This window comes from Pseudomonas sp. EggHat1 (genome assembly GCF_014892995.1).
GTDB classification, from domain to species: domain Bacteria; phylum Pseudomonadota; class Gammaproteobacteria; order Pseudomonadales; family Pseudomonadaceae; genus Aquipseudomonas; species Aquipseudomonas chaetocerotis.
The window spans coordinates 256,204-271,290 of sequence record NZ_JACKQK010000006.1 but is presented as its reverse complement, the minus strand read 5'-3'; the positions used below and the strand labels follow the sequence as shown (position 1 = coordinate 271,290).

The following is a 15,087-nucleotide window of genomic DNA, read 5'->3' as shown; positions in this document are numbered from 1 at the left end:
CCCCGGGCGCGCTGATCGGCCTGCAGGACCTGGGCCTGACCTCGGGCAGTGTCGAGCTGTTCTACGCCGTCTCGGCCGACGGCAGCACCCTGACGGCGACGGCCGGCGAGGGCGGTGCACCGGTGTTCACCCTGGTGGTCAATCCGAACGGCAGCTACCTGTTCACCCTGCAGGGCCCGCTGGATCATCCGGAACCCGATGGTATCGACACGGAAACCCTGGGTGACAGCAGCCTGGCACTGGACTTCTCCGGCCTGCTGGTGGCCACCGACGGTGACGGCGACCCGCTGATCGACGGTTTCGATGCCGGCAGTTTCGTGATCGATATCGAAGATGATGTGCCGACGCTCAACGAACCCAATCCGCAGCTACCTGCTGTGGGGGGCACTGTGCACGAAGACTTGCTGAGCGAACCGCATGCGGGTAACCCCGATGGTGCGTTGCAGACACTGGTGATCAGCACTGCCACTGGTGGCGGAAGCCTTTCCGCCCTGGTGTCGTTCGGCGCAGATGGCCCCGGTGCGTTCAGCCTGGTGGATGCCGAGACGGCAGAGAGCCTGCTATGGGCCCAAGGCCTTACCTCCGGCGGTGAGCCCCTGGAATACGTGGTGACCAAAGAGTGCGATGGCAGTGGCAATCTGCTCAGTACCACGCTCACGGCCACTGCTGTAGGAGGCTATCCGGTATTTGAACTGATAGTGAAGGCCAACGGTGACTTCAGCTTCGAACTGCAGGGGCCCATCGATCATCCGGTTCAGGATGGTAACGACGATGAGTTGTGGTCGTCTGAAGGCGGGTTTGGCATCGATTTCACCCAGCTGATCACCGCCACCGACGGCGATGGTGACCCGTTGGATATGCCGCTCGATGCTGCCGGACTGTTCGTCATCAACGTACAGGATGATGTGCCTGAGTTGGTGGATGGTGGCTCCAGTCACTGTCTGACCCTTACCTACAAGGGCGGTGATGCCGGCTACCTCAATAGCTACGGCTACTACATCAAGGGGCCTGATGGCATACCGGTCAATGGCGTGCTGGTCTGGGGTAATACCACCGCCATGCAGATCGGTGATTCCATCACGCTGCAGGGGCTTGATCCCGCGTCAGTGGGTTTCTTCATCATCCCCAATGGTGCCTCGAATGACGTACCTGACGGCACTGCGCTCACGTTCCAGTGGGTCGATGGCCAGTGGCAGGCGGTGGCTGATGGTCAGCCGCTAACCGGCAGTGGTGGCGCTGATGTGCTGTTCGACAACCCGGCGCTCAACCCCGCAGGCAAGACCCATGTGCAAGACAACGCCGCGCCCGGCAACCAGAACTGGGAGGATGTCAACGGCGGCAACAGCGACAACGACTACAACGACGTCAATATCAAGGCCACCTGGACTACCAAGGCGCCACCTGCCATCGGTGGCACGGTGCACGAAGATAAACTGACGGCACCCAATGTCGGTAATCAGGAGGGCGGGCAGACGTTGGTTATCAGTACTGCTGGTGGTGCCGGCACGCTGGCTTCGCTGGTTGCCTTCGGTGCCGATGGTCCTGGCAGCTTCGGTCTGGTAGACGGCGCCACGGTCACTTCGCAACTCAACGAGCAGGGGCTGACCTCTGGCGAAAAACCATTGGTCTACATGGTCAGCGAAAACTTCGATGGCGACGGCATTCTGCTCAATACCACGTTGACCGCTATGGCTGCCGCAGACGTGGGTGGCTATCCGGTATTCACTCTGGTTATCCATGCCGATGGCAGCTTCAGCTTCACCTTGCAGGGGCCGATCGATCATCCGCAGGCCGATGGCAACGACAGTGAACTGTGGTCGAGCGACGGCCAGTTCGGCATCGATTTCACCCAGTTGCTGGCGATCACCGATGGCGATGGCGACCCGCTGCAGATACCGCAGGGGGCTGGCGGTCTGTTCGTGATCAACATCGAAGACGATGTACCGACGCTGAGTCTGGGGGTCAACACTCAGGCACTGGCTCAACTGGAAGTGGCACTGGACGAAACCCGTGGCAATCAGGATCGTTACGCCGCCAAGGATGACCAGAACCCTGGGTACACCAATGACGACAATGGTGCGCTGGCCAGGGTCACCACTCAGCTCGCTGGCGGCTTGACCTCGCTGTTCACCGTCGGCGGGGCGGCAGGGGCTGATGGCGAGGCTTCGCTCAATGGCACGCTGAGCTTCTCCGGGGTGCCGCCCCACGGGCTGGCCACGACCTTGTCGGCCACCGTTGGCGGTGCCATCCGGCTGTTCGTTGACCCGGCCAACAGTCAGGTTATCAAGGGTGTCGATGCCACTGGCGATACGGTCTTTACCATTGCCATCGTCACCGTCGATGGTCAGCCGCAACTGCAGACCACGCTGTTCGAAGCGATCCGTCATCCAGACAATGATCAGCGCTTTGACGAGGCGCTCGACCTGCTGATCAAACACCAGGGCTCATTGCAGCTGCAGTACCAGGTCACCCGTGTCGACGGTGATGGTGACGCGGTGACCCGTACCGCGAAGATCGAGCTTGCTGGCGGTAATTCGTCCTACTTCTCCTTTCAGGATGATGGTCCGAAAATCGGCAAGTTCGAGCTGGAGCATGGCGTCAAGCTCTACGTTGACGAGTCAGTTGGCAAAGGCGGCTCCAATCAGAACGAGCAAGGTCATGTTGCGCCGAACGATGAGCCCGACCATGGCAATGTGCTCGGGTATGCGCGAGTCGATGGCGAGGACCTTTTCAAGCTGATCGCCGATGGCGGCTCCGATGGCCTGGACAGTAGCCGTACCCGGTTCTCCCTGAGCCTTGCCGGCAATGCTGTGGACTCGGGGCTAAATGCCACGGCCGGTGGCGACATTCTGCTGTACAAGGAGTCCGATGGCAGCATTCTGGGTAAGGCCAATGGCGTTACTGTGTTCAAGATCAGCGTCAACGCCGCTGACGGCAGCGTGACCCTGGTGCAATACAAGGCCATCGCGCATGGTGATACCGGCAACCATGACGAGCTGGCGCTGCTCAAGGATGGCGTGCTGAAACTGAACGTGACCGTCTATGACAAGGACGGCGACTCGCAGAGCGCCAGCCTGGATCTGGGCAAGATTGTCGGTTTCGAAGACGACGGCCCGAAAATCACCAAGTTCGAGTTGCGCCACGGTACCAAGCTGTACGTCGACGAATCGGTCGACACCACAGGTTCCAGCCAGAACGAGCAGGGCCATGTTGCGCCGAACGATGAGCAAGGCCACGGCGATGTGCTCGGCTACGCCAGCATCGACGGCAAAGACCTGTTCAGGCTCACCGTGGATGCGGGGTCGGATGGCCTGGACGCATCGCGTACCCGTTACCAGCTGAATCTGAGTCAGGACGGCGTGGACTCTGGGCTGGATGCCACTGCTGGCGGCGACATTCGCCTCTACAAGGACGGTGACGGCAACGTGCTGGGTGTCGCCGATGGCGTGACCGTATTCAAGATCAGCGTCAATGCCGGCAATGGCAGTGTGACCCTCGTGCAATACGAAGCCATCGTCCACGGCAAGACCAGCAACCATGACGAACTGGCACTGATTCGTGCCGGTGTGCTGAAGCTTGGTGTGACTGTCTATGACAAGGACGGCGACTCGTGGAGCTCCAACCTGGATCTGGGCAAGGTCGTCGGCTTCGAGGACGACGGCCCTTCCGCTTGCATCACTCAGGCGGCCCATGCGCTGGACGATGAAGGCCTGCCCAATGGCATCAATGGTGGTGAGGGTGATGTAACTGGGGCGAATACCACGGTCACCGGCACGCTGGTGTTCGACGCCGGCTCCGATGGTCTGCGTGGTATCGCCTTGTCCGGGCCGAGCGTGCTGGGCTGCGAGGATGTCACCTCGACCTGGAACGCCGTCACCAACACGCTGACCATCAGCAGTGCCGAGCGCGGCACGTTGGTGACCGTGGTGTTGACCGATCCGGCGCTCGGCAAGTACGAGCTGGAGTTGCATCAACCTCTGATGCATCCGGCTGGCCAGGATGAAAACGACATCAAGTTGCAGATCGGCTACACCGTGACCGACCGTGACGGTGATACCGCCGAGGGCAAGCTCGTGGTCACCGTCGACGACGACACCCCGACCATCCAGGCCATGCAGCCGGGCTTCGAATCGCAGGCCACTTTCCTCGGCAGCGATGCCGGTTATCAAAACAGCTATGGCTATTACTCGCGAGATGCCGACGGCAATCCATCCGTTGGCAAGGTGATCTGGGCTGATGTGAAGGCGCAGGTGGCAGGCGCCACCTTCGATCTGGATGGGCTCGATCCGAGTGAGATCGGCTTCTTCATCATCCCCAATGGTGCAGCCAATGTTGCGCTGAGCAATGGTGCCGAGCTGACCTTCGAGCAGGATGTTGATGGCAACTGGCAGGCCCTGCTGGGCGGAGTGCCACTGACTGGCGCTGGTGGTGCCAACGTGCTGTTCGACCGTGCCGAGTTCAATCCGGGCGGCTCGCATCTGCAGGACAACGCCGAACCAGGCAACCAGAACTGGGAGGATCTCACCGACGCTCCCGACTATGACTACAACGACGTCAACACCAACGTTACCTGGGGTATGCCGCTGCAGGTGGACGAGACCTATCTGGGGACACCGGATGCGACGGTCAGCCGCAACTTCAGTTCGGCCTTCAACGCCGAATATGGTGCCGATGGTCCTGGTTCCCTGACTTATGAGCTGGTGATCAAATCGCCAGACTCCGGGTTGGTCGATACCGAGAGCGATGAAGCGGTCAAGCTGGTGTTCAACGGTTCGGTGCTCGAAGGTCGTACCGAAACCGGCAATGAGCTGGTCTTCACCCTGAGGGTCGATGCTGCGGGGCTGGTGACCCTGACGCAACTGAGGGCCGTGGTTCATCCCACTGCCCAGCCGGATGAACTGCATCTGCTGGGCAGTGACAAGATCGGACTGCAGGCCACCATCACCGATGCCGACGACGATCAGGCCTCGGCCAGTATCGACCTGGGCCAGGTGCTGGGCTTCCGTGATGACGCACCGATGGCGGTCAACGATGAGATTGCCGGTGAGGTCTCACGCACGGCGGTCGATCAGGTCGTCGGCAACATCAACGCTCTCATCGGCAACGACAACTTTGGTAACGATGGCAAGGCAAGCGTCTCGCCGGTGCAGATCATCGGCCAGGGCAGCCAGGGCGGTACGCTGGTCATCGATGCCGGCGGTAATCTGGTCTACAGCGCTGGCAGTGGTGCCAGCGCCGGTTCGGAGGTGTTCACCTATCAGATCACCGACGGCGATGGCGACGTTTCCACGGCCACCGTGACTCTCACGCTTGGCGGCAATGACCCGGTCGGCGGCCAGGCTTCCGGCAGCGTCGACGAGGATGGCTTGACCCATGGGCTGACCGGAGGTCCCAACGACCTGGCTGGTGAAGCCACCACGGCTGGTGGTGCGCTCGGTTATCAGGTGGACAGCTTCGGTGGTTTCGCCTGGGATACCAGTGGTCTTGGCAGCCTGTCTTCAGGCGGTTCGGCGCTCAACTATCAGCTCAGCGCTGATGGCAAGACGCTGAGTGCGTTCGATGCCGGTGGCAATCCGGTCTTCACCCTCAGCTTGACCAACTCGGATACCGGGCAATACAGCTTCAAGCTGTTCAAGCCGCTCGACCATCCGGCACCAGACGTCGATGGTACGGCAGACGAGAACGACCTGAACCTGGCCTTCTCCTACACGCTCTGGGACTCTGCTGCGCCTTCGGCTCCGGCCACGGGTAGCCTGACGATCACGGTGGATGACGACTCGCCGGCCACGCCCGACGACATCGCCAAGTCTGCCAGCGAGCCGCAAGGCATCCAGACCAACCTGATGGTCGTGCTGGATCTGTCCGGCAGCATGGACGACGCCCCGTCGGGTGTCAGCGGTCTCAGCAGCAAGCTGGCGCTGGCCAAGGATGCCGTGCAACGTCTGATCGACAGCTACGACAACCTCGGTGACGTGATGGTACGCATCGTGACCTTCTCCAACAGCGCGAGTGCTGTGGGCAATGTCTGGATGAGCGCCGTCGATGCCAAGGCCTGGCTCACTGACCTGGCCAACAACGCTGGCAACGGTGCGACCAACTATGACGATGCGCTGATCAAGGCGATGAATGCCTACGATTCATCCGGCAAGCTCACCGGCGCAGAGGTACAGAACGTTTCGTACTTCCTCTCCGATGGTCAACCAACCCTGTCCAACGCCAACCCGGGCAGCAACAACAGTGGTAGCCAGTACAACCCGGAACTGGGCGATGGCATCGGTACCGGCGAAGAGGCGGACTGGATCGCCTTCCTCACGGCCAAGGACATCAAGTCCTATGCGCTGGGTATGGGGCTGGGCAGTGACCTCGACAAGACCTTGCTCAACCCCATTGCCTATGACGGCAAGGCGGGCGTCAACACCGATGGCATCCTGGTCTCCAACCTCAACCAGCTCAACGACACCCTGCAGGGCACGGTGACGGGGACGGTGATCTCCGGCAACCTGATCAGCGAAGGCAGCAATGGCTTCGGTGCCGATGGTCCGGGTCTGCAGCCAATCGCCGCTATCACCCACAACGGTGTGACTTACACCAGTGAGTCGGCTGCCTACGATGAGGCGAGCCATACGCTGACCTTCAACACGGCAGGTGGTGGCTCGTTCAGCGTCAACCTGGTCAGCGGGGCTTACACCTACATCTTCAATGACGATGTCGCCGAAGATGTGACGGATACCATCCGCTACACCCTGATCGATCGCGATGGCGATGCGGTGTCTGCCGACCTGAATCTGACCATTACCGACAGCAGCGAGGTCTATGTCTACGACAACTACAACCAGGCTATCGTCGGGCAGAAATGGGTCACGCCCGACCCGGTAACCAAGGTACTGGCGGACTTTTCCGATGTCAAAAACTCGGCGTCTTCAGGGCCTGACTACGACCCCTGGATATTCGATACCAGCAACGACGGTAACGTGACAGGCGATGAAACCACGGTGATCACGCAAGCCAGTGTGCTGGATGTTTCGGGTAGCAAATGGGGCGTGACCGCAATCAGCTCGTCCAATGGCGTCAGCGTGCAGAACAGTACCCTGCAGCTCGTCGACAGCAATCGTAATGCCGGCGTCAGTACCAAGGCTGCAACACCGACCTTCGAGGTGGCCGAGGGCAACACTGCCAAGGTGTCTTTCAACCTGGGCAATATCAGTAACTTCAGCAGCAGCGGTTCGGGAGACCAGTTCACCTGGACGTTGTACAAGCAGAGCGGCAGTGCCTGGGCGCTGGTGCAGAGCGGCACCCATGCCTCCAACAACTCGACTACCGTCACCAGCAACAGCGTGGGCGAGGGTACTTATCGCCTCTATTTCGAGGTCAATGATCGCACCAACAACGGCGGCAGTTTCCGTGTTCGGGTAGACAACATCACCCTGATCACCGTGGCTGCTGCCATGCTGGTCGACACGGCCACGGCGGTGGCGGGCAACGTGCTGACCGATGCCAACAAGTACCTCTACAGCGACCATCCATGGGGCGCGGTGGACAGCAAGGGGAGCGAGGGGGCGACGCTCAGCGTGCTGGACAACGGCAGCTTCGTCGCCGTGGGCACCTCGAAAACCATCGACGGGCAGTGGGGTAGCCTGCTGTTGCACAGCGACGGCGCCTATATCTACACGCCGGATCCCGACTACGCCAACCTGGGCCGGGAAGATGTCTTCACCTATCAGCTGACCCAGCCCGACGGCGATGTCAGCACGGCGCGTCTGGTGGTCGGTATCGGCTCCAGCGCTGCAGTGCAACCCAATGTGGTGATGGGCAATGACGCGCTCAACGACACCTTGCTGGGCAGTGAAGGCAGCGACGTGTTGCTCGGTCTGGGTGGCAACGACACGCTCGACGGTCTGGGTGGCAATGACCGTCTGGAGGGCGGTGATGGCAATGACACCCTGGTCGGCGGCAAGGGTAACGACATCCTCATTGGCGGTGCCGGCAACGACACCTTCGTGTGGACCGTCGATGATCGCGGCGGCAGCTATCACGATATCGTCAAGGACTTCGGCAATGGCGAGGATGCACTGGATCTGTCCCAGCTGCTGCAGGGCGTCACTGATCCGGGGAGCGCCGATGTGTTGACCCAGTACCTGAGCTTCGACTTCGCCAGCGATCCGGGCAGTACGGTGATCAACATCGCCAGCGCAGGAGGTGGCACACCGGTGGATCAGACCATCACCTTGGAGAACACCATCCTCTCCGGTGGCAATACTGCGGATATCATCCAGGGCATGCTGGACCAGAATCAGTTGGTCGCCTGAGGTGTAAGGGAGGCCGTCAGCGCTGCGCTGGCGGCCTTTCAGGCAAGGGGAAATGCTTGTCAGAGTTTCCTTAGTTGGTGCACTCAACTAGAGTAAGCCCGCTACTCGTTCCGAGTAGCGGGTTTTTTTATGGCGTTTGCTGGAGGCAGCAATGGTTTACGTACAGCGCGACGCGGCCGGGCGTTTGTTGCGAGTCGAACATGAACCCTTCGAGGGGATGACGGAGAACCTGGCTGTCGAGAGCGAAGAGCTGCATAGCTGGCTCGAGGCCAAGGAAGAGGTCAAAGCGCGCTTGGACAGCCTGAAACAGTCTGACCTGGAGCTGGTGCGCGTACTGGAAGACGTGGTCAGCGTGCTGGTCGAACGAGGTGTTATCCGCTACACCGACCTGCCCGAGGCCGCGCGACAGAAGCTCGACCAGCGTGCCATCGCCCGTGCTGAAATCGAGGGCCTCAGCGGCCTGCTTGGCGACGACGAGCACGATCTGGTTTAGAACCCGCCATTGTAGGAGCCGCGCCCCGCGGCGAAGCAGTCGGTGCGACAACCTGTAACCTCTGGAAACTCCCCCTGGGGCGGGGCTCCTGCAATTATTGGTTGCCCCAGGGCGCCGGCGCGCCGATCAGGCGGCCCATGGCGCCGTGGATGCCCAGTTCGGTCAGCACTGCAAGTTCCTCTTCGGTCTCCACCATCTCGGCGATCAACGGCAGATCGATGCTGTTGGTGGCGCGGAAGATCGCTTCGATGAACAGCCGCTTGTCGCTCTCCTGGTCGATGGCGCGGATGTAGGTACCATCGATCTTCAGGTAGGCCAGGCCCAGGTGGGTGAGGTTGCCAATCAGGCTGAAGCGCCCACCGAAATGCTGCAGGCCCAGGTTGAAACCCGCCTCACGAATCGCCTGGCTCAGCGCTTCCAGCTCGGCAGGCGGTGGCAGGTGGCGTTCGTCGATTTCCAGCGTCATCAGGTGTGCGACGTCCTCATGACGGTTCAGTACATCGAGCAGGCGCGCTTTGTCCTGTTCATTGCGCAGGGTTGCGGCAGACAGGCTCAGCGCCAGCGGACGAGGATGTTGTGTGAGGTGGGCCAGGCTATGTTCGAGCATTGCCAGATCGAAGCGTGCGGCCCAGCCCAGGCGCTCGATCCAGGGCAGGAAGCGCCCGGCCGTGATGGCTTCGCCAGCCGGATCGAGCAGACGCGCCAGCACCTTGTTTTGCATGAGCGTGCCCGTAGCGCATTCGGCGACAGGCTGGAAATACAGCTGCAATTTGCCCTGGGTCAGCGCATCGTCGATCCAGGCGCGCCAGTCGTGCAGGCCCTGAGTGGTCCGGGCGGTGAAGTCGTCGAGGCGTTCCCAGCACCTGTCTGTGTTGCTCTGTGCCTGAGCCAGCGCCTGATCCGCGCGGCTCAGCACGGCTTCGCTCTGTTCGCCGGGGCGAAATGCGGCAATACCGATGTGGGCAACGGGATCGCAGTCACTGGCACCGGTCTGCTTCAGACTGTTCAGGGCTTCACTGAGCTCGCTGGCCAGGCGCTCTGCGTCCTCGCCATTGAGGCCGGGCGCAAGCAGCGTGAACTCGCCACCGCGGTTGCGCGATGCCAGCCATTGGCTGCGCTCCGGTAACGCCAGCAGTTGCTTGAGTTGATCGCCCAATGCGGCGATCAGCGCGTCGGTACGCTGGCCGCCGAGGCGCTGGTTGAGGCCGCCCAGGTCGTTGAGGCGCAGCAGCAGCAGGTAGCCATCAGGATGCTGCTCGTTGATCACCAACTGGTTGCTCAGGCGTATGTCGAACTGGCGGCGGTTGGCCAGGCCGGTGAGGGTGTCCTGGTAGGCCTCACCGCGCAGTTTCTCGCTGCGCGCGGCTTCTTCGGCGAACAGAGTCTTGAGCTTGTCGACCATCTGGTTCATGGCCAGCACCACACGCTTGAGCTCCGGCGTGCGCGGCACTCGCGGCAGGGTGAGGAACTCGCGGCGGCTGATCGCTTGCGCCTGCTGCACCATGTTGTCCAGCGGCCGCAGCTGGGTACGCAGCAGCCAGCCACCGAGCACGGCACTGACCAGGCCACACAGCAGCAGCCAGAACAGGCTGCCGAGGGCGCTGTCCCACAGTTTGGCCAGAGCGAATTGCGGATGGCTGAGCACCTCCACTCTGGCAGCCTGCTCCCAGCCGCGCATGATCAGCGCATCGCCGCCCTGGGGCTGCAGATCGACAAGATCGACGAACCAGCCGGGCAGATTTTCGGGTCTGATCTCGGTGCTGCGCTCGACGATCACGCCGTCGTCGGCAATGCGCACCACGCGGATGCTGGCGAAGTAGCCGCTGTCGAAGATCGAGCTGACCATCAGCTCGATCATTGCCGGGTCGTCCACGTGCGGGGTCATCGACAGCCCCAGCGCCGTGGCAGCGTCCTGGGCGTGCGAGCGCAGCTGGCTGATCAACTGTTCGCGCGAGCTCTCCACTCCGGCGATGAAACTGCCGGTGAAGGCCACCACCAGAAACAGGCAGATGGCGAGAAACAGCTGCTTGAGTAGAGACATGGGATTCCTCCTAGCCTTCGCCGATGGCGAAGCCCTCCGCACGCATTTTTTTCAGAATGTCCTGCCAGCGAGAGAGCTTCTTGGTGTCGCTCTTGCGCGTATTGGAACCTGCGAGATAGAGGCCTTCGGCGTTGAAGGCGTACACCGGCAGCAGGTCTTTGCGCTGTGAGGCAGGGCGGATGTCGTTGATCAGGTTGTCCAGCACCAGCGGCTCGGCAGTGGGGCTGGCGTAGTAGGTCAGCACCATGTGCGCCTGGTTGTAGTTCAGTGCCTTGACGTAGGTGATGCGCAGCTTCTCGCTGGGGATGCCGAGGCGGCGCAGGGTGAAGTACTTGGCGATGGAGTAGTCCTCACAATCGCCTGCGCCCTTGACCAGCATTTCCACGGGGGTTGCCCAGTAGTCGTTCTCGCGCCAGAGCTGACTGTCATCGACGAAGCGGATGGTGCGGTTGAAGAAGCGATTGACCTCGTTGAGCTTGTCCGCCTCGTTCAGGCTGGTGCTGCTCTTGATCGACTCTTCCCAGTCGAGAATGCGGTTGCGTGCCGGGCCGAGGTTGCCGTAGCGGTTTTCCGCGTTCTTCACGATCACGGCGAAGTCCCAATCTGCCACTGCCAGCGCGGCCAGCAGCCCGCCGCCGATCCACAGGATCAGCAGCCGCCAACGCCATCCCTGAACGCGCAGCCGTCGCATGGGGTCGTCGTCTCCAGGCTCGATTGGCAGAGTCTAGGCGAGGTGTCGGCTTTTTGCCGGCCGCTTCGCTGGAACGAGAAAGCAGTGTCAAAAGGTTGTCGAGGAGGTGACTGGCTCCCGTAGCCCGGACGCAATCCGGGGGGCTGGCGCTGGGGGATTGAATCCGGGCTACGCAGAGCACTCAGGGATTGGGCAGGGTCTTCTGCTTGAGGATGTACAGGCTGACCAGCACCGCACTGCCGAGCATGAAGGCTCGCGCCCAGGGCATGGGCACCAGATAGCAGGAGAAGCTGATGCTGGCCCACATCAGCACCAGGGCGTAGACCTTGCCCTTTAGCGGGATGCCCTGGCCCTCCAGGTAGTCGCGAATCCATGGGCCCAGGCGCGGGTGAGTGACCAGCCAGAGGTAGAAGCGCCGTGAGCTGCGCACGAAACAGGCCGCCGCCAGGAGCAGGAACGGCGTGGTCGGCAGCACCGGCAGAAAGATGCCGATAACCCCGAGTGCCACGCTCAGCCAGCCGATGGTCAGCAGCAGGTAGCGGACACTGCGATGGCGGCTTGGCTGGATGTCACGCGGCATGTGCGGGTCTTGGCGGCGGCCGGGGCAGTGCCCCGGCTGGTAAGGTCAGTGGCGGGGCTTGAGCAGTGCGGGTTTTTCTTCCGGAGCCTGACACAGCAGGAAGAGGGCGGTAAGCAGTTCGGGAATCTGGTCGATCATGCTGTCCACCAGGTCGCGGTCGCGGGCGATCTCGGCAAACTCGGTCTGTTCGTCGAACAGGCCCGAGCCGACCATGATTGGCAGCAACAATTCGCTGACTTCGTCTTCGGCATCTTCGAACCACACGGCTTCACGCAGGAACACGCCTTCCATGAAGCCGATGCACCAGCCGCGCAGATCGGAGTCATCCGGCTCGTCACCGAGGTCCAGGTCGCACGGCAGCTCGGGCTCTTCCTCGCCAGCCAGCTGGCGGGCGATGTGGGCTTTGAGGTGGACCAGCGTGCTTTCGATCTCTTCGCGTTCGGCGTCGCTGCGGTAGTTCGGCGTCTCGGCGAACAGCGCATCGATCCACTCACGCTCCGGTACCTGATCCGGGCAGATCGCCAGGGCGGTCAGGTAGCCATGGGCGGCCACGTAGTCCAACGCCTCTTCGTGCAGCTCATCGGCATCGAGAAAGGCTTGCAGGCGGGACAGTTGCTCAGCGAAGGACATCGTGGGGTTACCTTGAGGCTTAGGGGATAAACGAGGAAGGATTCTAGTTCACCGCCGCCTCTGCGACCAGCACGGGCGCTCTACTAACGGTGATTCAGCGGCTTCGGACGGGTAGGTGCCCTGTTGCCTGCGATCCTGCGGCATAATGCGCGGCTAGATTTGGAGGCCTTCATGCTCGACCACGCCATGCGCATTCTCAAAGACGTTTTCGGCTACGACGCTTTTCGCGGCAATCAGGCCGCGATCATCGAGCGTGTGGCCGGCGGCGGCGATGCCTTGGTGTTGATGCCTACCGGCGGCGGCAAGTCGCTGTGCTTCCAGGTGCCGGCACTGATGCGCGAGGGCCTGGCAGTAGTGGTCTCTCCGCTGATCGCCTTGATGGATGATCAGGTGGCCACCCTGGACGAGCTGGGTGTGGCAGCCGTGGCGCTGAATTCCACGCTGAGCCCTGACGAGCAGCGCGAGATCGCCGACCGTATCCGTCGCGGGCAGATCAAGATGCTCTACCTGGCGCCCGAGCGCCTGGTGCAGCCGCGTATGCTGAGCTTCCTGCAGGGCCTGGATATTGCCCTGTTCGCCATCGACGAGGCGCACTGCGTGTCGCAGTGGGGTCATGATTTCCGGCCTGAGTACCTGCAACTCGGTCAGCTTGCCGAGCTCTTTCCCAATGTGCCGCGCATCGCCCTGACCGCTACCGCGGACAAACGTACCCGCGAGGAAATCGTCCAGCGCCTGCATCTGGACAACGCCGAGCGCTTTCTGTCGAGCTTCGATCGACCGAACATCTTCTACCGCATCCAGCCCAAGGATCAGCCGCGCAAGCAACTGCTCGGCTTTCTCGCCGCGCGCAAGGGCGATGCCGGCATCGTCTACTGCCTGTCGCGCAAGAAGGTCGAGGAGGTCGCCGATTTTCTCAGCAGTCAGGGCTTCCCGGCGTTGCCCTATCACGCCGGCTTGCCCAACGAATTGCGTGCCTTCAATCAGAAGCGCTTTCTCAATGAGGAAGGCCTGATCATGGTGGCGACCATCGCGTTCGGCATGGGCATCGACAAGCCCAACGTGCGCTTCGTCTGTCACCTGGATCTGCCCAAGTCGCTGGAGGCCTACTACCAGGAAACCGGGCGCGCCGGCCGCGACGGCTTGCCGGCCGATGCCTGGATGGCTTACGGCCTGCAGGACGTGATCTTCCTCAAGCAGATGCTCAATAATTCTGACGGCGATGAGCGTCACAAGCGCATCGAGCAGCACAAGCTCGATGCCATGCTGGCCCTGTGCGAGGAGACACGCTGCCGCCGTCAGGCGCTGCTGGCCTACTTCGATGAAGAATTGCCCAACCCTTGCGGTCACTGCGACAACTGCATCGATGGCGTCGAGACCTGGGATGCCACCGAGCCGGCGCGCCAGGCGTTGTCGGCCGTCTATCGCAGCGGCCAGCGCTATGGCGTCGGCCATCTGGTGGACATTCTGCTGGGCCGTGACAACGAGAAGATTCGCGCCGCTGGTCATCAGCACCTGGCGGTGTTCGGTGTGGGCAAGGGCTTTTCCGAAGTCGAATGGCGCACCCTGTTCCGCCAGTTGGTCGCTCGCGGCCTGGCCGATGTCGATCTGGACGGTTTCGGCGGTCTGCGCCTGAGTGAGACCTGCCGGCCACTGCTGCGTGGTGAGGTCAGCCTGCAACTGCGCCGTGAACCCAAGCCGGCGCAGGCGGCCAAGGCCTCCAGCAGCGCCGCCAGCCAACTGGTGCGTGGTCATGAGCGGGAAATGTGGGAGGCGCTGCGCAGTCTGCGTCGTAAGCTGGCCGAGGAGCACAGCGTACCGCCGTACGTGATCTTCCCCGATGCCACGTTGTTGGAGATGCTGCGCAGCCAGCCCAGCTCGCTGAGCGATATGGCCGAGGTCAGTGGCGTTGGCGCGCGCAAGCTGGAGCGCTACGGCCAGGCCTTCCTGGAAGTGCTCAACGGCAGCGGCGCAGATGACGCGCCGGCTCCGGTGGCCGATTTGCGTCACGAGCTGGTCAGCCTGGCTCGCGCGGGTATGACCCCGACGCAGATCGCCGGCCAGTTGGGGTGCACTGAGAAAAACGTCTACAGCCTGCTGGCCGAGGCCATCGCCCAGCAGCAATTGAGCCTGGAACAGGCGCTGGATCTTCCGGAGGAACTGCTGGGCGAGATTCAGGAAGCCTTCCTCGATGGCGAGGGCGAGTTGCCGACAGTCAGCGAGATCGCCCCGCTGTTCGCTGGGCGGGTCGACGAGGCGGTGCTCTACTGCGTGCGTGCAGCACTGCAGGCCGAGTTCGAGGTGTAAGCGTCCCTTGGTAGCGGCCTGAGCTGGAGCCGGGGCTGCGAG

Annotated in this window: 7 protein-coding genes; 3 read left to right on the top strand and 4 right to left on the bottom strand. The window is 62.0% G+C overall.

All coding sequences use genetic code 11. The features are described 5' to 3' along the window. Positions 1-8,306, top strand: an 8,306-nt coding sequence (locus tag INS93_RS12650; protein WP_192982404.1) for a DUF5801 repeats-in-toxin domain-containing protein, incomplete at its 5' end; no start/stop codon positions are given. A gap of 151 nt (positions 8,307-8,457) precedes the next feature. Further along, positions 8,458-8,799: a tryptophan synthase subunit beta gene (locus INS93_RS12645; protein ID WP_079784014.1), complete on the top strand. Its 342-nt coding sequence runs from the start codon at positions 8,458-8,460 to the stop codon at positions 8,797-8,799. A gap of 94 nt (positions 8,800-8,893) precedes the next feature. Here the strand turns inward: INS93_RS12645 and lapD are convergent, their stop codons facing one another. The 4 genes from lapD to INS93_RS12625 form a co-directional block, all read right to left on the bottom strand. Continuing rightward, positions 8,894-10,840: a cyclic di-GMP receptor LapD gene (lapD, locus tag INS93_RS12640; protein ID WP_192982402.1), complete on the bottom strand. Its 1,947-nt coding sequence runs from the start codon at positions 10,838-10,840 to the stop codon at positions 8,894-8,896. Between the two features lie 10 nt (positions 10,841-10,850). After that, on the bottom strand, positions 10,851-11,531 hold the full coding sequence (lapG, locus tag INS93_RS12635) for a cysteine protease LapG (protein WP_192982399.1): 681 nt from the start codon (positions 11,529-11,531) through the stop codon (positions 10,851-10,853). A gap of 181 nt (positions 11,532-11,712) precedes the next feature. Then, positions 11,713-12,111, bottom strand: a complete 399-nt coding sequence (locus tag INS93_RS12630; RefSeq protein WP_160016763.1) for a YbaN family protein — start codon at positions 12,109-12,111, stop codon at positions 11,713-11,715. A 45-nt stretch (positions 12,112-12,156) separates the two neighbouring features. Then, entirely contained in the window at positions 12,157-12,741 is a 585-nt protein-coding gene (locus tag INS93_RS12625) for a YecA family protein (RefSeq protein WP_160016762.1), read from the bottom strand. 171 nt (positions 12,742-12,912) lie between these two features. Here INS93_RS12625 and recQ point away from each other — a divergent pair, with 171 nt between their 5' ends. Then, positions 12,913-15,045, top strand: a complete 2,133-nt coding sequence (gene recQ, locus INS93_RS12620; protein ID WP_192982396.1) for a DNA helicase RecQ — start codon at positions 12,913-12,915, stop codon at positions 15,043-15,045. Positions 15,046-15,087: the final 42 nt, after the last annotated feature.

Bases quoted from the DNA above. Each gene is read 5' to 3' on its own strand.
- INS93_RS12645 (WP_079784014.1), top strand. From the start codon at position 8,458: ATGGTTTACGTACAGCGCGACGCGGCCGGGCGTTTGTTGCGAGTCGAA.
- lapD (WP_192982402.1), bottom strand. From the start codon at position 10,840: ATGTCTCTACTCAAGCAGCTGTTTCTCGCCATCTGCCTGTTTCTGGTG.
- lapG (WP_192982399.1), bottom strand. From the start codon at position 11,531: ATGCGACGGCTGCGCGTTCAGGGATGGCGTTGGCGGCTGCTGATCCTG.
- INS93_RS12630 (WP_160016763.1), bottom strand. From the start codon at position 12,111: ATGCCGCGTGACATCCAGCCAAGCCGCCATCGCAGTGTCCGCTACCTG.
- INS93_RS12625 (WP_160016762.1), bottom strand. From the start codon at position 12,741: ATGTCCTTCGCTGAGCAACTGTCCCGCCTGCAAGCCTTTCTCGATGCC.
- recQ (WP_192982396.1), top strand. From the start codon at position 12,913: ATGCTCGACCACGCCATGCGCATTCTCAAAGACGTTTTCGGCTACGAC.